Source organism: Devosia sp. Soil_C_22, assembly GCF_057657195.1.
The window spans coordinates 829,124-847,433 of sequence record NZ_JBDGIY010000001.1 but is presented as its reverse complement, the minus strand read 5'-3'; the positions used below and the strand labels follow the sequence as shown (position 1 = coordinate 847,433).

The 18,310-nt window shown below is 64.6% G+C and carries 17 protein-coding genes and 1 tRNA gene; 13 read left to right on the top strand and 5 right to left on the bottom strand.

Annotated features, from left to right (window positions below; all coding sequences use genetic code 11):
- Positions 1 to 20: 20 nt before the first annotated feature.
- The gene (locus tag AC3A6I_RS03985) at positions 21 to 1,169 is read left to right on the top strand and encodes a mandelate racemase/muconate lactonizing enzyme family protein (protein ID WP_487541890.1); all 1,149 of its coding nucleotides are present in this window, start codon (positions 21 to 23) and stop codon (positions 1,167 to 1,169) included.
- Positions 1,170 to 1,233: 64 nt separating this feature from the next.
- A complete protein-coding gene (gene dgoD / locus AC3A6I_RS03980) occupies positions 1,234 to 2,409 on the top strand; it encodes a galactonate dehydratase (RefSeq protein ID WP_487541889.1) in 1,176 nt (391 codons plus the stop codon).
- A 12-nt stretch (positions 2,410 to 2,421) separates the two neighbouring features.
- On the opposite strand, the gene AC3A6I_RS03975 is transcribed toward dgoD, so the two are convergent.
- Complete coding sequence (locus tag AC3A6I_RS03975; RefSeq protein ID WP_487541888.1) at positions 2,422 to 3,540, bottom strand: HD-GYP domain-containing protein; 1,119 nt, start codon at positions 3,538 to 3,540, stop codon at positions 2,422 to 2,424.
- 462 nt (positions 3,541 to 4,002) lie between these two features.
- On the bottom strand, positions 4,003 to 5,202 hold the full coding sequence (locus AC3A6I_RS03970) for an ROK family transcriptional regulator (RefSeq protein ID WP_487541887.1): 1,200 nt from the start codon (positions 5,200 to 5,202) through the stop codon (positions 4,003 to 4,005).
- A gap of 161 nt (positions 5,203 to 5,363) precedes the next feature.
- Between AC3A6I_RS03970 and AC3A6I_RS03965 the strand changes: the two genes are divergently transcribed.
- The 8 genes from AC3A6I_RS03965 (at position 5,364) to AC3A6I_RS03930 (ending at position 13,516) form a co-directional block, all read left to right on the top strand.
- Positions 5,364 to 6,638, top strand: a complete 1,275-nt coding sequence (locus AC3A6I_RS03965) for an ABC transporter substrate-binding protein (RefSeq protein ID WP_487541886.1) — start codon at positions 5,364 to 5,366, stop codon at positions 6,636 to 6,638.
- 72 nt (positions 6,639 to 6,710) lie between these two features.
- Positions 6,711 to 7,640 carry a carbohydrate ABC transporter permease gene (locus AC3A6I_RS03960; protein ID WP_487541885.1) on the top strand — a complete coding sequence of 310 codons (930 nt, stop codon included), beginning with the start codon at positions 6,711 to 6,713 and terminating at the stop codon, positions 7,638 to 7,640.
- Positions 7,633 to 8,541 (top strand): carbohydrate ABC transporter permease, encoded by a 909-nt coding sequence (locus AC3A6I_RS03955; protein ID WP_487541884.1) that lies wholly within the window; start codon positions 7,633 to 7,635, stop codon positions 8,539 to 8,541. Before AC3A6I_RS03960 ends, AC3A6I_RS03955 begins: the two co-directional genes overlap by 8 nt.
- 18 nt (positions 8,542 to 8,559) lie before the next feature.
- Positions 8,560 to 9,666 (top strand): ABC transporter ATP-binding protein, encoded by a 1,107-nt coding sequence (locus AC3A6I_RS03950; RefSeq protein ID WP_487541883.1) that lies wholly within the window; start codon positions 8,560 to 8,562, stop codon positions 9,664 to 9,666.
- 52 nt (positions 9,667 to 9,718) lie between these two features.
- Positions 9,719 to 10,429, top strand: coding sequence for an SDR family NAD(P)-dependent oxidoreductase (locus AC3A6I_RS03945; protein ID WP_487541882.1), 711 nt, complete (start codon positions 9,719 to 9,721; stop codon positions 10,427 to 10,429).
- A 39-nt stretch (positions 10,430 to 10,468) separates the two neighbouring features.
- A complete protein-coding gene (locus AC3A6I_RS03940) occupies positions 10,469 to 11,452 on the top strand; it encodes a sugar phosphate isomerase/epimerase family protein (protein ID WP_487541881.1) in 984 nt (327 codons plus the stop codon).
- Positions 11,453 to 11,466: 14 nt separating this feature from the next.
- A complete protein-coding gene (locus tag AC3A6I_RS03935) occupies positions 11,467 to 12,276 on the top strand; it encodes an SDR family NAD(P)-dependent oxidoreductase (RefSeq protein WP_487541880.1) in 810 nt (269 codons plus the stop codon).
- Between the two features lie 199 nt (positions 12,277 to 12,475).
- Positions 12,476 to 13,516, top strand: a complete 1,041-nt coding sequence (locus tag AC3A6I_RS03930; protein WP_487541879.1) for an MraY family glycosyltransferase — start codon at positions 12,476 to 12,478, stop codon at positions 13,514 to 13,516.
- Here AC3A6I_RS03930 and AC3A6I_RS03925 read toward each other — a convergent pair.
- Positions 13,469 to 13,624 (bottom strand): hypothetical protein, encoded by a 156-nt coding sequence (locus AC3A6I_RS03925; protein WP_487541878.1) that lies wholly within the window; start codon positions 13,622 to 13,624, stop codon positions 13,469 to 13,471. The two genes, AC3A6I_RS03930 and AC3A6I_RS03925, sit on opposite strands and share 48 nt — an antisense overlap.
- Before the next feature lie 199 nt (positions 13,625 to 13,823).
- Between AC3A6I_RS03925 and AC3A6I_RS03920 the strand changes: the two genes are divergently transcribed.
- Positions 13,824 to 14,333 carry a CAP domain-containing protein gene (locus AC3A6I_RS03920; protein ID WP_487541877.1) on the top strand — a complete coding sequence of 170 codons (510 nt, stop codon included), beginning with the start codon at positions 13,824 to 13,826 and terminating at the stop codon, positions 14,331 to 14,333.
- Positions 14,334 to 14,339: 6 nt separating this feature from the next.
- Here the strand turns inward: AC3A6I_RS03920 and AC3A6I_RS03915 are convergent, their stop codons facing one another.
- The gene (locus tag AC3A6I_RS03915) at positions 14,340 to 15,101 is read right to left on the bottom strand and encodes an SDR family NAD(P)-dependent oxidoreductase (protein WP_487541876.1); all 762 of its coding nucleotides are present in this window, start codon (positions 15,099 to 15,101) and stop codon (positions 14,340 to 14,342) included.
- A gap of 200 nt (positions 15,102 to 15,301) precedes the next feature.
- Between AC3A6I_RS03915 and AC3A6I_RS03910 the strand changes: the two genes are divergently transcribed.
- Both AC3A6I_RS03910 and AC3A6I_RS03905 read left to right on the top strand, forming a co-directional pair.
- Complete coding sequence (locus AC3A6I_RS03910) at positions 15,302 to 17,143, top strand: MFS transporter (protein WP_487541875.1); 1,842 nt, start codon at positions 15,302 to 15,304, stop codon at positions 17,141 to 17,143.
- A gap of 145 nt (positions 17,144 to 17,288) precedes the next feature.
- Positions 17,289 to 17,364, top strand: a tRNA-Phe gene (locus AC3A6I_RS03905).
- 311 nt (positions 17,365 to 17,675) lie between these two features.
- On the opposite strand, the gene AC3A6I_RS03900 is transcribed toward AC3A6I_RS03905, so the two are convergent.
- Complete coding sequence (locus tag AC3A6I_RS03900) at positions 17,676 to 18,308, bottom strand: TIGR00725 family protein (RefSeq protein ID WP_487541874.1); 633 nt, start codon at positions 18,306 to 18,308, stop codon at positions 17,676 to 17,678.
- Positions 18,309 to 18,310 lie beyond the last annotated feature (2 nt).

Here is an 18,310-nt window from a genome sequence, read left to right as displayed (position 1 = left end):
TTTCATTGGGAGGAACTGACGTGAAGATTACCGGTGTGCGCCCCTGGCTGGTCAAGGCCAGCACATCCTATTGGGGCGAGTATCTGTTCGTCGAAGTGACGACAGACGAGGGGATTTCCGGCTGGGGCGAGATCACCTCGACCACCAAGATCGCCAATCGGTCGCTGGCCTCGATGCTCAAGCAGGTCAGCGGGCAGATCACCGGCGAAGACCCGAGCAAGATCGAGCGGTTGTGGCACAAGCTGTTCCGCAGCTTCACCTACATGGGCAGCCGCGGTGCCGCCTGCGAATGCGTGAGCGCGGTCGACATCGCGCTGTGGGACATTCGCGGCAAGGTGCTGGGCCTGCCGGTCTACGAGTTGCTGGGCGGCGCGGTGCGCGAGGAAATCTCGCTCTACACCCATCCCGACCAGGGCAAATTCACGTCCAAGCAGGGGGTGATCGACGAGATCACCGACATCGTGAAGTCGGGCCACGTCGCGCTGAAATTCGACCCCTTCCCATACCAGGGCGATCGCGAGCGCCGCGACGGCTATCTCGACGGCATGCTGTCGCGCAAGGACGAGCAGGAGGCCGCCGACCTTACCGCGCTGATCCGCGAGACGGCAGGCCCGCAGGTCGAGATCCTGATCGATGCGCATGGCCGCTTCGACGTGCCGACCGCCATCCGGCTCTGCCGCTCGCTCGAGGAAGCCGGCAATATCGACTGGTTCGAGGAACCGGTGCCGCCCGAGAGCTACGGGGCGCTGAAGCAGGTGCGCGAGAAGGTCAACGCGGCGATCTCGGTGGGCGAGCGCGCTCACACCAAGTGGGACTTTGCGCCCATCCTCGAGAACAACCTCGCCGACTACATCATGCCGGACGTGACCTGGACCGGCGGCATCTCGGAGATGAAGAAGATCGCCATCCTTGCCGAGGCGCATTACGTGCCGATCTCGCCCCACGATGCGGGCGGGCCGATCAACGTGCTGGCCGGCGCGCATGTGATGATGACGGTGCCGAACTTCTACCGGCTCGAGACCTCGCGCTGGAACCTGAGCGGCTACAACGAACTGATGCACACCCCGCTCGACAACTCGAACGGCAGCCTCAAGCTCAAGCGCGTGCCCGGGCTCGGCATCGAAATGAACCGCGACTACCTCGCGGCCAACGAAATCCAGACAGCCTGACGAGACAGGCGAGGCGCCGGCGGTCGAAGAACCGCCGGCGCGCGTTCATCATGGGAGAATTGTTTTGAAAATCACCGGTATCGAGACCGTCGTCGTCAACGCGGTGCATCGCAACTGGATCTTCGTGAAGGTGCTGACCGACCAGCCCGGACTGTGGGGCTGGGGCGAGTCGACGCTCGAGTGGAAGACCCGCGCGATCAAGGGGACGATCGAGGACCTCGCACCCTTCGTTGTCGGCGAGGACCCGCGCAACATCGAGCACATCGTCAACAAGATGACGCGCTTCAGCTTCTGGCCGCTGGGCTCGATCGGGCTCACGGCCGTCTCGGGCATCGAGCAGGCGCTGTGGGACATCAAGGGCAAGGCGCTGGGTGTCCCGGTGTGGCAGTTGCTGGGCGGCAAGGTGCGCGACAGCGTGCGCGTCTACACCCATCTCAAGCGCGGCAATTCCAAAGCCCGGGTGCCCAACACCGATATCAGCGCCTTCTGCGACGCGGTGCAGGAGACGATCGAGATGGGCTACAATGCCATCAAGCTCGGCTTCGTGCCCTACACGGGCTATGACGCGCCGTTGCCGGCGGTGAAGCATGTCGAAAAGCTGGCCGCCGCGGTGCGCGAGCGGGTTGGCGACAAGGTCGACGTGATGACCGACTTCCATGGCCGGCCGGACTCGCTCGATGCCGCGATCGCCTACATCAAGGCGATCGAGCCGATCAAACCGCTGTTCTGCGAGGAAGTGATCCAGCCCGGCGATACCCCGGCCATGGCCGATATCGCCCGCCGCGTCGATTGTCCGCTGGCGACCGGCGAGAGGCTGTTCACGCCGCGCGAATTCGCCGAAGTGGCCGAGACGCGGGCCGTAACCTATGTGCAGCCGGACCTTGCTCACTGCATGGGCATCTCGGGCGGGCGCAAGATCGCCGCGATCGCCGAGGCGGCACATATGGGCGTCTGCCCGCACAACCCGATGGGTCCGGTAGCGGGCGCGGTGGCGCTGAACTTCGACGTGGCGACGACCAACTTCGTCATCCAGGAAGAAGCCGTCGGCATCGTCCCCTGGTTCGAGGAAATCTGCTCGGTCTATCCGCTCAAGCTCAAGGACGGCTCGTGGGAAATCCCCGAGGCACCCGGCCTCGGCATCGAGATCGATGAGAAGGCTGCCGCCAAATATCCGTTCAAGCAGGAAGTGATCCCGGCCGAGGATTCGATCCTCGCCGACGGTCGCATTGCCAACTGGTAGGCTGCCGCCGAGCTAGATCGAGCGCGCCTGCACGTCGCGGAGGTTCGCCTGGACCTCCGCGATAGTTGCGGGTACGCGCGCGCCGATGAGGCCCGCGAGGTTACGCACCGGCACATAGTCGAGCTTGCCGCGCAGGGCCATGTCGACAAGCACGGCAACCGCTTCGTCGCGCGGCATGGGCGGACGGTAGCTGCGCGCTTCGGACAGGGCAGCATAAACATCGCAGGTGGTCAGGGCGCGCGTTACCATGTCGACCTGGTCGCCTTTGAGGCGGTCCGGATAGCCGGAGCCGTCGAGCGCCTCGTGGTGGCCGCGCACGGCGCGCAGCACATTGTCGGGCAAGCCCCAGCCGCGCAACCGCTCGTAGGCTGTGACGGGGTGACGCGCGATGACGGCGAATTCGGCTTCGCTAAGTCCGCCGGGCTTGTCGAGAATGTGTACCGGGATATCGGCCTTGCCGATGTCGTGCAGGATCGCGGCTGAGATCAGGGTCTGCGCCTGCTCGCCCTTGAAGTAGGTGCGGGCGTATGAGGCGGCTGTGGCTGCGACAAGCAGGCAATGCTGGAACGTACCCTCATGGTGCTGGCGCACGGTATCGAGCCAGGGCCCGAGTTCGATCTCGGACAGGGACTGGGCCAGCATGGCGGCGCCGTTACGTATGTCCGCCCCGGATACGGCACGGTCCATGCTCACCGCCGAGAACAGCGTCGACAGCAGGCGGCCGGCGCTCTCGACCGCCGCGCCACCCGGCCGCGACTTGAGCAGCGCCAGATCGCGACCGTCGATCGGATAATCGGGCTTCAGCGACAGCCGCCGCGACAGGACCGCGACCGCGTTCTCGCGAAAAATGGTCTCGGAGGCTCCCAGCGCATGTGCCTGGGTGCGCGCCGCGTGCAGGTCGGAACCGGCATCGAGCAGGAATATCCAGGCCTGACTGTGTGGGCGGCGGACCGCCTTCACGCCGGCAATCGCATCGCGGACGCGAATATCGAGATCGAACACCACGGTCGAGGCATCATGTGTCGCGGCAACCTGATCCAGGCCATGTACCGGCGCACCGATCTGTGCCCCAACGCCGAGAGCATGCTCAAGATGAGCAGAATCCGAGATGATGCAGAGCGGGCCGGACATTATCGCTGTCTCACTGCGGCAGCTGCACGATGCTTGGTGCCGCACAACAAGATCTCCGGACAAGACGGATCACCGTCCATCTGCAGGAACCTCCAACCGCCGCAGTTCGATATATTGCCCCGAAACGATCCATCGCGCCGCGCGATCACTCGGCACGATCAAGCCGATACAGATATTACTATAGTGTTATGAGATTCCGATACGCGAAAAAGACGTATCGATCAGTGCGCGCGGCTCAATCTACAGTACATAGCCAAACATATTATTTTTCTCAGTGACAGAAGAGCTGAACCTGGCCCGAGTAACCTGGGGCATTTCACAATCAGGCTGAGGCGCCGCCGCCACCCTCAATGTCATTCCCGCGCAGGCGGGAACCCAGTCGGACACGGAGCGTGTGGCCGCTGGATTTCCGCCTTCGCGGGGTTGGCGCCGGTGGGTGTGGGCCGCGTCGAACGTGATGCTCTAGTTCAACAACCGGCCGTGGTGCCGAAGGACGAGACCGATGGCCCCCATGCAGGCCCCATTGTCGGTGAAGTGCGACGGCCGGAGGATGGTGCGGGTATTGTCGGGTACGTCGCCGCGCTTGATCAGGGTGTAGCGCTCGTAGCTGCGCGCCAATGCGTCCATGAACAGGTCGCCGGTGAGGGCGAGGCGCCCGCTCACCACCACCAGGGGCGGGTTGAACACCGAGCTGATCATGCCCAGCCCGTGCCCCCCGGCCTCGCCGGCCCGCTCGATCAGGGCGCGGCACATCTCGTCGCCGGCGAGCGCCTGGCTGACGACATCGATGATCTGCAATGGACGGCCGAAATGCTTTTCCGCCTCGGCAAGCGGACCACGGAAGCTGGCATAGACTTCGAGACAGCCGTGGTTGCCGCAGCGACAGGGCGGACCGTCGGGATCGATCACGACATGGCCGAACTCGCCCGCGCCACCGGCAATGCCGCGCAGCACGCGCCCGCCCGAGACGATGGCGCCACCGACGCCCAGGTCGATGGTATAGACGATGAAGTCTTCATGGCCCTGGGCAGCGCCCCAGGTCATTTCGGCAATGGCGGCGCAGTTGCTTTCGTTGTCGCAAAAGATCGGCACGCCGGGAAAGATCGGTCCGAACATCTCGCGGATATCGACGCCGGCCCAGTCGGGCATGCCTCCGGCGCGCAGCACCAGGCCATTTACCGGATTGACCGGTCCGCCCATGCCGACGCCCACGCCGAGCAGGCCTTCCGGTGATTGCCACTGGCCCTTGTAGGCCTCGGCGATGAGCTCGCGGATGTAGTGGTCGGCAAGCTCGGGACCATAGTCCGGCCCGAGCGTCACCGATTTTTGCGCCAGGATGGTGTGCGCAACATCGGCGACCATGACCTGGATCTCGGTCTGACCGATCAGGATGCCGATGCAGGTACCGGCTTTCGGATTGAGGGTCAGCGCCTTGGCCGGGCGGCCGACACTGCCTGCCGACTCACTGCCGGCCTCCACCACCATGTCGGAACGACGCAACTCGGCGAGCGTCATCGAAACTGTGGATTTCGCCAGTCCGGTCAGCCGCGACAGCTGGGTGGCGCTCAATGCCCCGCGCTCGGTCAACATGCGCACGATGCGGCCGGTCGGCGTGTCCTGGACGTTGCTGGCGAGCAGCGATTTCAGCTCGATCTTGTTCACGCCTCCCCTCCCCGTTGGCGCGTTGACAAGCCGAATAAGTTCACCATAGAACTAATACGACGGTGCCGTGGAGGATGTGCACCGCCGCGAGGAAAGCGCAAGTACCCATAGGGGCCGACCAAAGAGTCGGAGTGGGTGCGGGTGCAAGGGAGAGAGACATTATGAAATTCACGACTTCGGTCGCGGTTGCCGCGACCACGATGCTTGCTGCCGCGCTGCTTTCGGGCACCGCGCTTGCTGCGCCCAAGGTGCTGATGCTGCACCAGTGGGCCAGCGGCAATGACGCTGCCTCGATCGCCAAGCTGGGTGAGATGTTCACCGCAGCCGGTGGCACGTGGGAGCAGACCGCGATTGCCGGTCACACCGCAAACACGCTGGCCAAGCTGCGCGCCGACGTGGTGGCGGGCAACGCCCCGGCCGCGGTGCAGCTGAAGGGTCCGGAAATCGCCGAGTGGAACGCCACCGGTGGCACTGCCGACATGGACGAACTCGCCACCGCCGAGGGCTGGGACGCCGTCGTCGCCCCCGAGCTGCTGCCGGTGATGAAGCCGGAAGGCAAGTGGGTCGCGGCCCCCATGAACATCCACCGGATCAACTGGATCTGGGGCAACAAGGCCGCGATGGAATCGGTCGGTGTGACCGAGCTGCCCAAGACCTGGGCCGACTTCAACGCGGCCTGCGACAAGGCCGTGGCCGGTGGCAAGATCTGCCTTGCCCACCTGTCCGCCGACTGGACCGATGCCACCACCTTCGAAGTGGTCGTCTATGGCCAGGATCAGGAGCTGTTCAAGAAGGCCTTCGTCGAGGGCGATGTCGAGGCACTGCGCTCGGAAGGCATGATCAAGGCCTTCGACCAGATGCGCCTGATGGTCTCCAAGTACATGGACCCGGCGATTGCCGGACGCGACTACGACACCGCCTCCAACATGATGGTCAACGGCGACGCGCTGTTCTTCATCATGGGCGACTGGGAACTGGGCACGATCAAGTCGGTGGGCCATGAGCCCGGCGGCGACATCCTGTGCGGCCAGGCTCCGACCGACTGGGGTCAGCCGGGCTTCATCCTGAACTCGGACTCGGTGGTGTTCTTCAAGCAGAACGACCCCGACTACCAGGAGGGCCAGAAGCTGCTCGCTTCGCTGATCCTGTCGCCCGATTTCCAGAAGACCTTCAACATCTCGAAGGGCTCGATCCCGGCCCGCCTCGACGTCGACCTGTCGGATGGCTTCAACGTCTGCCAGCAGCAGAGCCAGGAAGCCCTGAAGGCCTCGATCGAAGGGGGCTCGCTGGTTCGTTCGATGGCGCACAACATGACCGTGCTGCAGAAGTACCGCGGCGCCATGATGGACACGATCACCGAGTTCGTGAACACGCCTGAGATGACGTCGGAAGAAGCGGCCAACATCATGGCCGACGCCGTCGAAGCCCAGATGTAATCCACCTCCCGATGCCGGCCGTGACGCTGCCCGTCACGGCCGGTTTCATCCTGTCTCGTCGGAGGGGCAACCGTGAGTAGTGCCGGATATTCCGCCATGGCGGGCGGAACCAGCTTTTGGGAAAAGCTGAAGAAGTGGGGCCCGATCTTCGTGATCGCGCCATCCATCATTGCTTCGTTCATCTACGTCTTCGTGTTCGCGGGCTGGACCTTCTACATCTCGCTCAGCGACTCCACCCTGTTGCCCTCGTACGGGTTCAGGGGGTTCCAGAACTATGTCGATCTGTGGAACAACCGGCGCTGGGGCGTCGCCTACTCCAACCTGTTCTTCTTTTCGGCCTTCTACGTGGTCGCGGCCATGGCGGTGGGCTTGCTGCTCGCGCTCCTGCTGGACCAGAAGATCCGGGCCGAAAGCTTCTGGCGCACCATGTACATGTACCCCCTGGCGGTGAGCTTCATCGTCACCGGTACGGTGTGGCAGTGGCTCTATAATCCCACGGCGGGTATCCAGTTCCTGGTCAATTCATGGGGCTGGACCGACTTCCAGTTCGCCCTGACCACCGACCGCAAGAATGCGATCTGGGCCATCATCATCACCGGCATCTGGCAGAGCGCCGGCTTCACCATGGCGCTGTTCCTCGCTGGTCTTCGATCGGTCGACGGCGACATCATCAAGGCCGCCTCGATCGATGGGGCGTCCACCTTCCGGATCTATCGCAAGGTGATCCTGCCCTCGATCACGCCGATCTTCCTCGCCGTTGCGGTGGTGCAGTTGCAGGCCGCGATCAAGACCTTCGACCTCGCGGTGGCGCTGACCAATTCAGGCCCGGGCATCTCGACCACCTTCCCCGCCACCTTCGTCTACGACCTGATGTTCCAGCGTGGTGAAATCGGCGAGGGCGCGGCTGCCGCCATGATGATCCTGGCCGCGCTTGCGGTGGTGCTGGTGCCCTACTCGCTGTATCTGGCGTGGCGTCGCAGAAGGGAGAGCGGCCGTGGCTGAAGCAACCCTCACCTCGACCGGCGTCGTCGACCACGAGGCCTCCGTCGCCAGCCGCAGGCGGCTGATCAGCCGGATCGTGATCTATGGCCTTCTGTCCGTGTTCGCGCTCGTCTATCTCATCCCGCTCTGCGTGGTGGTGTTCAACTCCTTCCGCCCACTGCCCGAGATCTCTGCGAATGGCCTCATCGCCTTCCCGCAGACATTCCGGCTCGATGCCTGGCCGCAAGCCTGGAGCGAGTTCTGCATCGGCGGGCAGTGCAACGGCATGCAGCGCTATTTCTGGAACTCGGTGATGATGGTGGTGCCCGCCACGATCATCTCGACCGCGCTCGGCGCCATCAATGGCTACGTGCTCTCCAAGTGGCGCTTCAAGGGCTCGGACGTCATCTTCGGCATGATGCTGCTCGGCGTGTTCATGCCCGGCCAGATCGCACTGCTCCCCTGGGCCTTCGTCCTGGGCAAGATCGGGCTGTCAAACTCGGTCTTCGGCCTGGTCTTCGTTCACTGCATCCAGGGCCTCGCGTTCACCACGCTGTTCTGTCGCAACTATTTCATCGGCATTCCCGACGATCTGGTGAAGGCGGCGCGCATCGACGGGGCCGGGTTCTGGCGGATATTCTTCAAGATCATCCTGCCGATCTCGCCGCCGATTCTGATCGTGACGGTCATCTGGCAGTTCACGGGCATCTGGAACGAGTACCTGTTCGGCGTGGTGCTGAACTCGGGTGCCAACCAGCCGATCACCGCGGCCCTGGTCGCGCTGTCGCTGAACGGCACCACCGTCCGCACCTACGACGTGATGAGCGCCGCGGTGCTGATCGGCGCCCTTCCTCCGCTGCTCGTCTACTTCTTCGGCGGCAAATATTTCGTCCGCGGCCTGACGCAGGGCGCGATCAAGTGATCCGGAAAGCTTAGTCCAATGGCATCGCTGACTATCAAGAATCTCTACAAGAACTACGGCGTGGTCGAAGTCCTCAAGGGTGTGGACCTCGAGGCGCAGACCGGCGAGTTCATTGCGCTCGTTGGCCCCTCGGGCTGCGGCAAGTCCACCCTGCTCGCCATGATCGCCGGTCTCGAGACGGTGACCGGCGGCGAGATCTGGATCGGCGACCGGCTCGTCAACTCGGTGGCGCCCAAGGATCGTGACATCGCCATGGTGTTCCAGTCCTACGCGCTCTATCCGACCATGACGGTGCGCGAGAATATGGCGTTCGGCATGGAAAGCCGCGGCGTACCCAAGGCCGAGCAGGAAGCGGCCATCGCCCGGGTGGCGGCACTGCTGCAGATCGAGCCGCTGCTGAAGCGCAAGCCGGGCCAGCTCTCGGGCGGCCAGCGCCAGCGCGTCGCGATGGGCCGCGCACTGGTGCGCGATCCGGCGCTGTTCCTGTTCGACGAACCGCTCTCCAACCTGGACGCCAAGTTGCGCGTCGACATGCGCACCGAGATCAAGAAGCTGCACCAGCGCGTCGGCAAGACCACCGTGTATGTCACGCACGACCAGGTCGAGGCCATGACGCTGGCTTCGCGCATCGCCGTGATGCACCAGGGCGAGGTGCAGCAGTTTGCCGATCCGGAGACGGTCTACAACCGGCCGGCCAATATCTTCGTCGCCGGCTTCATGGGCTCACCCTCGATGAACTTCATCGATGCCGAGCTGTCGTCCGCCAACGGCGCGCCGTCGGTAAACTTCCCGCTCGCGGGCGGCGGTGTCGCGAGCCTGCCACTCCATAACGGGGTTGCCGACCGGGCGACCGGCAAGAAGGTCATCCTCGGCATCCGGCCGGAGCACCTGAGCCGGCAGAGCGACGCCAATGCCGGTCGGCAGGGGCTGGCCTCGATCTCGGCGCCGGTCGAAGTGGTCGAGCCGACGGGGGCCGAGACCATGGCGGTGCTCAAGTTCGGCGACCGCGAAGTGGTCGGCCGCTTCTCGCCCGACGAGGCGCCGAAGATGGGCGAGAACATGCCGCTGGCGGTCGACATGACCCGTGCCTGCCTGTTCGACCCGAGCACGACACGACTGATCTAGGGGCAAACAAATTTCTCAGTTCGCCAAATACCCCAGTCTTGCGGGGCGGGTCGTGTTCGTCACCGGCGGCGCCTCCGGCATTGGTGCGGACATCGTCCGCGCCTTTGCTGGCCAGGGCAGCAAGGTGGCGTTCGTCGATATCCTCGAGGATGAGGGCAAGGCACTGGCCAGGGAAACCGGCGCCGAGTTTATCCGCTGCGACATCACGGATACCGCGGGCCTGAAGGCTGCGATCGAGACGATCAATACCCGACTCGGGCCGATCGGCGTGCTCGTCAACAACGCCGCGAACGACAATCGGCACGAGATCGACGCCGTTACCGAGGACTATTGGGACGCTTCGCTCGGCATCAACCTGAAGCCGCAGTTCTTCGCAGCGCAGGCGGTGCGCGCGCAGATGAAATCGCTCGGTGGCGGCTCGATCATCAATTTTTCCTCGATCGCCTGGCGCGGCGGCGCGGCCAACATGCCGGTTTATGCCACCGCAAAGGCGGCGGTGAACGGGCTGACTCGGGCTTTGGCGCGCGGTTTCGGTGCCGATAATATCCGCGTCAATTCCATCGAGCCCGGCGCGGTGATCACCGACCGGCAGCGCAAGCTCTGGTACCCCAACCAGGAGCAGATCGACGCCATCGTCGAGCGCCAGATGATCCGCCAGGTGCTGCTCGGCGACGAGATTGCGCGCACTTGCCTGTTCCTCGCATCCGACGACAGTCGAATGATCACCAAGCAGGCAATTACTGTAGATGCAGGGTTGCGCTAGCGCAGCTCATCACTCCCGCCCGAACGCCACGGTGAAGCAATGAAACTGACGACCGGCCTGAACCCCTACGGCCTCACTTACTATCTCGGCCTGCAGGGCGCCGGCACGCCGCGGCACAATCCGAACGGCGCCGGCCTCGAAGGCTTCATACGCCTCACCCAGGAACTGGGCGGCAAGGCGATCGAGTTGTGGGAAGGCTGGCTGAAGGACATGTCGGACGCCGACCTCGCGTCACTCAAGCAGCGGCTCGATGACCTGCGCTGGAAGCGTGTCCTGAGTTCGGGTCTGCAGCACGGCGACATGGACTTGCTCATCCGCTGTGCCAAGGCGCTCGATGCGCAGTTCATCCGCGTGGCGCTGACACCGATCCTGTGCGGCGACCGCGCGGCGGCCGGGCAGAAGTGGCACGATCTCGTCGCTTCGGTGAACCACAAGCTCGAGGCCGCGGTGCCCAAGCTCGAGGCGGCGAACGTGACGCTGCTGATCGAGAACCATCAGGACTTTACCAGCCGCGAGCTGGTCGGGCTGTGCGAGGAATACGGCAAACATGTCCGGATCGTCTTCGACATGGCCAACACCTTCCCGGTGGGCGAGTCGCCGCTCGATTTCGCACGGGTGATCGCGCCTTACGTGCGGCATTGCCACGTGAAGGACTATCGCGCCGTGATGGAGCCCGACGGCTTCCGCTTGGTGCGCTGCCCGTCGGGCGATGGCTGCGTGCCGCACAAAGAGATGTTCGACATCCTCGCCGAGCACAATGACGAGATGATCGCCTGCATCGAGATCGGCGCGCTCGATGACCGGCACGTCAAGCTGTTCACGCCCGAGTGGTGGCACGGCTACGCGCCCAAGGAGGCCGAGAGCCTCGCCGCGTGCCTCCTGGCGCTGCAGAAGAACCGGTTCGAGCCGGGCGAAGAGTGGCGCACCCCGTGGCAGCGCAATGCCGACGACGAACTGATCGAGTACGAGCTGGGGCAATACCGCAAGAGCGCGGCCAACCTCAAAGCTCAGGGATTGATGTGATTTAGGAGGCCCCGGTGGCAAAGGATCTAGCTGGAAAAATCGCTTTCGTAACGGGTTCGGGCCGCGGCCTCGGCAGCGTCATGGCGCGCAAGCTCGCAGCGCGTGGCGCCGATGTGGTGGTGCACGACCTGACCTGGGAGGCCTCGGCCAAGTACGGCGAGGGCGAAAATCTCGGCGCCATGATCAAGACGATCGAGGGCCTCGGCGTCCGCTCGATGGGCGTCACCGGCAATATCGGCGACCGCGACGCGGTCAACAACATGCGCAAGGAGATCGAGGAGAAGTTCGGCCCCGTCGAAATCCTGGTCAACTGCGCGGGCGGCGATATCGGCGCCTCGGGCAACAAGCCGCTGCCCAACAATATCCTCGGCATCACCTACGAGGACCTGACGACGCTGACCAACAACAACCTGATCGGCACCATGCTGGTCACGCAGGCCTTCGTGCCGCAGATGGTCGAGCGCCAGCACGGCATCGTGGTCAATATCGCCTCGGTTGCCGCCCATATCGGCGTCTCGCATGGCGGCATCTACGCTACGTTGAAGGCGGCCGTGACCCACTACACGCGCTGCCTTGCCGACGAAGTTCGCAACGATGGCGTGCGCGTCAACGCGGTGAGCCCTGGCCCCTCCAAGACGGCCCGTTTCCAGGCGACCCGTACGGTCGATCCGGAGAAGATGAATTCCAACAAGGTCTCGATGGATCGCTACGCCGAGCCCGAGGAAATCGCCGATGCCGTGGTGTTCCTGTGCTCGCCGGAAGCCAAGTTCATCCATGGCCAGCTCCTGCGCGTCGACGGCGGCCTGCAGCTCTACGCCGGGTAATCGGCGCGCTTGGTCGCCCCTTCACCGCCTCCCGCGGTCCCCTCCCCCGTGAGCGGGGGAGGGCCTAGGGCGCGATCTCGCCTCCGTCCTCCCGGCGAAGCGGGGGAGGGGAACCAGCGAAGCTGGTGGAGGCGGCCCCAAGCACTTGAGCCGGCGCAATCTCCCCGCTAACCCTGTGCCTCCCTGACCCGGAGCCACCATGCCGACCCTCGGCCTGATCCTCGCCGCCGTCTCGCTTGTCCTCGCGGCTGCCGTCACCTTCCTCGTGCTGCGGCGCGCGAAGCGGGTTGGGCTGGTGCAGACGCCGAACGAGCGCTCTTCGCACACCGTGCCCACGCCGACCGGCGGCGGGATCGGCATCGTTGTCGGCGGAACCTTCGCCGGGCTTTTGACCGCTGCGCTGATCCCCTTCCTCGCCGTCCCCACGATCATGGCGTCGGTGCTCATCGCCTGGGTCGGCTATGTCGACGACAGGCGACCCCTTCCCGCCCGCTGGCGACTTGGTGCGCAGGTGCTGCTGATGGGCGCGGTCGTCGCCCTGCTGCCGCTCGATCTCATTCCCCTGCCCGACTGGCTGCTGCTGATCGTGCTGACGTTGGGCGGTGCGCTGTGGATCAATCTCTACAACTTCATGGACGGCATCGACGGGCTTGCCGGCAGCGAGGCGGTGTTCCTGTTCGCCGGCGCGGCCCTCCTCGCGTGGCTCGCCGTGCCGGGTGTGATCGAGGATCCGCGCCTGTGGTGGATGCTCGGGCTCGCCGCCGCCGCGCTCGGCTTCCTGCTGCTGAACTGGCCCCCTGCCCGCATCTTCATGGGCGATGCCGGCAGCCTTTATCTCGGCCTGATGACGGCGTTCTTCGCACTCACCACCATGCTGAGCTTCTGGCTCAGCCCATGGCAGTGGCTGATCCTCGCCGCGCTATTTCTCGCCGACAGCCTCACCACGCTCGCCCGCCGCGCTCTTAACCGCGAACCGGTGTGGGAGGCCCACAAGCGTCACGCCTACCAGGCGCTGCAGCGACGCTTCGGCTCGCACCGCAAGGTGACGCTGCTCTACCTGGGCGTGAATATCGTGGTGCTGTTGCCGCTGGCCTGGCTCGCGGGGCGCTACCCTGGCTGGACTATGCCCATTGTCCTAGCGGTCTTTGCGGTACTAATCCCGGTCATGCTCCGGGCTGGAGCCGGGGCTAAGCTAGAACAAACTGAGCAAAAACGCTCCGGCGCCCAGGATAGCCAGTGACGCAGCCGCAGCTGCGATCAGCATGTTCTTGGCGAAATGCGCGTGCAAATGCACCTCACGCGAAGTGATCGCGCGTACGCCGAAATGCTCGAACTCGTTGTCGATCATGACCCAAGCCCCCAATGCCAGGCGTGAGCCTCGCGCGCCTTGGGGACAGGGACCAGCACCAACGCAAATCATGCTTAATTAGAGTCAAATGCCGTGCAAGGGTGCGTGGACATCGCAAGGGCGCATAGTGTGGACCGGGCCATGGGCTTGCCATACTTGAAGCGCTTCTGCCCACGCCTCGTATCGGATGCCGCCTGCCATGCTGCTTCAGCGCCGTAGTTTCCTCGCCCTCGCCGGCATCTCCCTGCTCGGCGCCTGTACCTCGGTTGTGCCGCCTGCACCCGGCCCGAGCCCCGGGCCGTCGCAGCTGACGCGCGGCGCCATCATAGCGGCCATCAATCGCACCCGCGCCGCCAATGGCCGGCCGGCGCTGAGCTACAACACCAAGCTCGAGGATGCAGCGCGCTCACAGGCCAACCTGATGGCGAGCAAGGACCAGCTGTCGCACAATCTGGGCGTCACGCTGCGCCAGCGGGTTCGTGCCGCCGGCTATGAAGGCGCGGTGGGTGAGAATGTCGCCGGCGGCCAGCGCACGCTCGACCAGGCCATCGATGGCTGGCTCAACTCGCCGGCGCATCGCGAGGCGCTGCTGTCGACCAAATTCGTCGAGTTCGGCCTCGCGGCCGCCAGCGTCGCGCCCGGAGTGAAGAGCCGCTACGGCGTCTACTGGGCGTTCATTGCCGGCGGTCCGTTCGAAGCCTGGCGCTGAGCCCGATCAGGGCATCAGCTGGCCACCGTTGACGTCGATGATCTGGCCGGTGATGTAGCCCGACATCGAGGCCGAGGCGAGGAACACGTACGCGCCAACACAATCCTCGGCCGTGCCCAGCCGCTTCATCGGGATCTGCGCCGCTGCCGCTTCGACCACCGCCTTGGGGGTCGAGTCGTGGAACGGAGTGATGATGAAGCCCGGCGCCACGACGTTGACGCGGATATTGTCAGGCGCAAATTCGCGTGCCGCGTTGCGGGTGATCGAGTGCACCGCCGCCTTGGCCGAAGCATAGACGGCCGAACCGCCGAAACCGCCAAACCGCCCGGCGACCGAGCCGGTATTGATCACCGCGCCGCCGCCAGCGGCCTTCAAATGAGGATAGGCCGCCTTCGTCACCGCCAGCACCGAACGGACGTTCAGATTGTAGACGCGCTCATAGGTCGCCTCGTCGAAGCCCGCGTTGGTGACGCGATCGAGGATGGCGCCGGCATTGTTGACCAGAATATCCAGCCCGCCGAGCCCGGTCACGGCATCGGCAACGATCCGGTCAGCCTCGCCCGACTTGCTGACATCACCCAGCACCACGACCGCCTTGCCGCCGCGCCCGCGTATCTCGGCTGCCACGGCTTCCGCGGCATCGGCATTCTTGTTGCCATGCACGGCGACCACTACGCCCAGGCGCGCGAACTCCCGGGCGACCGCTGCGCCGATGCCGGTCGACGATCCGGTGATGAGTGCCCGTTTACCCTTGAGATCGTCCAGCATTGCGTCGCCCTCCATGTGCATGCCCGCGGCACACTAGCGGCCACAGACGGACGCGCAACCCAACTATTGATGTGGGAAACGATTTCTCGTGAAGCCGACAGGACAGCGCTGCTGCTGTACCTGCCACAAGGTTACCGAAAGTTAAAAGGTCACGGCGGGCCCGAGGGGGGCAGCCGATACTTGGTCCTGAGGGGGAACCAATGGCAACTGCAGAAAGTGCAGCAGCAACCTCGACAAGAGGTGGCGGGATGACGAAGGACGAACGCTTCGTCATCGTCGCCTCATCCACCGGCACCGTGTTCGAATGGTATGATTTCTACCTTTACGCCACCCTGGCGCCGTTCTTTGCCGCCCTGTTCTTCCCGCCCGGCAACGAGACGGCGGCCCTGCTCTCGGCCTTCGCCACCTATGCCGCCGGCTTTCTCGTCCGGCCATTCGGCGCCGTGGTGTTCGGACGCATCGGCGACCTCGTCGGCCGCAAGTACACCTTCCTCATCACCATCCTCGTGATGGGTCTTTCGACCTTCGCGGTTGGCCTGCTTCCTACCTACTCGCAGGTCGGCGTGCTGGCCCCGATCCTGCTGGTGACACTGCGCCTGCTGCAGGGTCTCGCCCTTGGCGGTGAATATGGCGGCGCCGCCACCTATGTCGCCGAGCACTCGCGGCCAGGCCAGCGTGGCTTTGCCACCAGCTGGATCCAGACTACGGCGACGCTGGGCTTTTTCATGTCGCTGCTGGTCATCGGCGTCAGCCGCATGGCCATTCCGCCGGCTGCCTATGGCGACTGGGGCTGGCGGCTGCCCTTCCTCGTGTCGGTGATCCTGCTGCTCTATTCGATCTGGGTCCGGCTCAAGCTCAACGAATCTCCGATCTTCAAGCGCATGAAGGAAGAGGGCCGCGGCTCGAAATCGCCGCTCACCGATTCCTTCCTCAAGTACCCGAACAACAAGTTCGTGCTGCTCGCACTGCTCGGCGCCACCATGGGCCAGGGCGTGATCTGGTACACGGGCCAGTTCTACGCGCTGTTCTTCGTCCAGACGACGATGCAGGTCGATTACCTGAGCACCTACATCATCATCGGCGTGGCGCTGCTGCTCGGCACGCCGTTCTTCGTGCTGTTCGGTTCACTGTCGGACCGGATCGGGCGGCTTTACATCATCCTGGCCGGGTGCCTGATCGGCGCGCTCAGCTATTTCGTGCTGTTCGGCTGGCTCGCCGCGGCGGTCAACCCGGCGTTGACCGACTGGAACAGGAACACGCCGATCACCGTCACGGCCGATCCGGCGCAGTGCCACTTCTCGCTGTTCCCGCAATGGCCGGGCACCGTGCAGGGCGATTGCGATACCTCCAAGGGCCTGCTCGCCTCGCGCGGCATTTCCTTCACCTCAGCCGATGGCGCCGCCGGCTCTAAAGCAACGCTGTCGATCGGCGGCACGACCGTGGAAGGCTACAGCCCGGCAGGGTGGACCAAGGCGCTGATCGACAATGGTTACCCGAACTTCAAGGCCACGGATTCCACCGTGGCGCTGACCGCCGAACAGCTTGCGGCCGTCCAGGCGGCGGCCAACCCGGCCGACCGGCTGGCCGCGATCAACGCCGCCCGCAAGGCAGCCGACCCGGCCGCCGCCAACCTGGTCGCCGCCAACGTCATCGCGGGCGAGCCGGTGAGCACCGCAACGGGTGCGGACCTGCCGTTGACCGTCCTGGCGCCGGTGCCGGCCGATACCAGCCGGATCAACTGGGCCGTCGCCATCGGCGTCGTCTGGATCATGGTGATCTTCGTGACCATGGTCTACGGCCCGATCGCAGCCTTCCTCGTCGAACTGTTCCCCACCAAGGTGCGCTACACCTCGATGTCGCTGCCCTATCACATCGGCAACGGCTGGTTCGGCGGCCTGTTGCCGCTGGTCGCCACCGCCATGGTGGCGAGCGCCGGCAACATCTACCAGGGCCTGTGGTACCCGATCGTGGTCGCACTGCTCACGGTGGTCATCGGTCTCATCTTCCTGCGCGACACGCGCCACAACGACCTGTCGCAATAGCTGTATGCCCCGTGGGCGGGAGGCCGGAAATCCGGTCTCCCGTCCATCGATTTTCCACAGCTTGCCGGATGGCAAAAGCCGCTTGCGCACCCCGGCAATGCCCCCTATAAACCGCCCGACTTCAGCGCCCTCGGGCGCCACGGTTGCCCGGGTAGCTCAGTTGGTAGAGCAGCGGATTGAAAATCCGCGTGTCACTGGTTCGATTCCGGTCCCGGGCACCACTTTTCTTCACATTGCCGTGCGATTTCAGAGGCTTGCGCCTGGCGGTGTCTCGCCCAGCCCTGGCGGCTTCGAGAGTGGGACCTTTACACTGGTGGGTGAACCCGCAACTCGGCGGCATCGGTTGCGAGACGCTTCTGCATGGCTCTCGTGTGCGAAGGCGATGGGCGCGACAGTGAGATAGCCCTGCGCCATCACACTGCTTCCCAGGCCGGTTGCAGGAGGTCTCTTCGGTGAACGGACGCCCTTGCGCTATGGCGACCGCTTCGAGTTACAGCATGTAGGACTCACCCAGTCGAGGAGTGAACACCGGTCAGAGCCGGAGGACGGCATGTGCCACCCCCTTAATGACAGCGTCCGCGTCAGCGCAGTCGATCGCTCCGTCGACGTCCGGCGCGTTCCCTACCCGAAGAACCGGTCGCCCGAACTGCAGGGCAAATGCGATCTCTGACAATGTGCCGTATCCGCCGCCAATGGCCACCAGGCAACAAGCAGCCCGCGCGAGAAGGATGTTTCGAGCAACGCCGATGCCAGTGGCGATCGGGACAGCTACAAAGCTATTCGCAGCCTCGGGTTCCCCGTCGGGCAACAGACCGATCGACAGGCCGCCCGGTACGGAGGCGCCCCCCCGGCATGCAGCTTCCATCACGCCCGCCTTGCCGCCACAAATCACAATCAGGCCGAGTTGCGCCAAGCGACGGCCGATGTTCTCGGCCAGCAGCGATTGGGTGTCGTCGGGGTTGCGTGTCCCGATCACTCCCACGGGAACCCGGATTGGCGTTCCGCTTTGGAACTGCAGCCAGCGCAGTGCCTCCAACAGCTCGATCACTTCGCATTCATCATCGACGCTGAAGGCCCCCTCCCAGCGCCGCGACAGGGGATTGAACCCTCTGCTGCGATTGATCAGCAGGTTCTTGCTTCGGTGACGGAATATGGTGGTCTGCACGA

Excerpts from the sequence above, each read along its gene's own strand:
- AC3A6I_RS03975 (WP_487541888.1), bottom strand. The coding sequence starts at position 3,540 with ATGTCCGGCCCGCTCTGCATCATCTCGGATTCTGCTCATCTTGAGCAT.
- AC3A6I_RS03965 (WP_487541886.1), top strand. The coding sequence starts at position 5,364 with ATGAAATTCACGACTTCGGTCGCGGTTGCCGCGACCACGATGCTTGCT.
- AC3A6I_RS03950 (WP_487541883.1), top strand. The coding sequence starts at position 8,560 with ATGGCATCGCTGACTATCAAGAATCTCTACAAGAACTACGGCGTGGTC.
- AC3A6I_RS03940 (WP_487541881.1), top strand. The coding sequence starts at position 10,469 with ATGAAACTGACGACCGGCCTGAACCCCTACGGCCTCACTTACTATCTC.
- AC3A6I_RS03930 (WP_487541879.1), top strand. The coding sequence starts at position 12,476 with ATGCCGACCCTCGGCCTGATCCTCGCCGCCGTCTCGCTTGTCCTCGCG.
- AC3A6I_RS03925 (WP_487541878.1), bottom strand. The coding sequence starts at position 13,624 with ATGATCGACAACGAGTTCGAGCATTTCGGCGTACGCGCGATCACTTCG.
- AC3A6I_RS03920 (WP_487541877.1), top strand. The coding sequence starts at position 13,824 with ATGCTGCTTCAGCGCCGTAGTTTCCTCGCCCTCGCCGGCATCTCCCTG.
- AC3A6I_RS03915 (WP_487541876.1), bottom strand. The coding sequence starts at position 15,101 with ATGCTGGACGATCTCAAGGGTAAACGGGCACTCATCACCGGATCGTCG.
- AC3A6I_RS03910 (WP_487541875.1), top strand. The coding sequence starts at position 15,302 with ATGGCAACTGCAGAAAGTGCAGCAGCAACCTCGACAAGAGGTGGCGGG.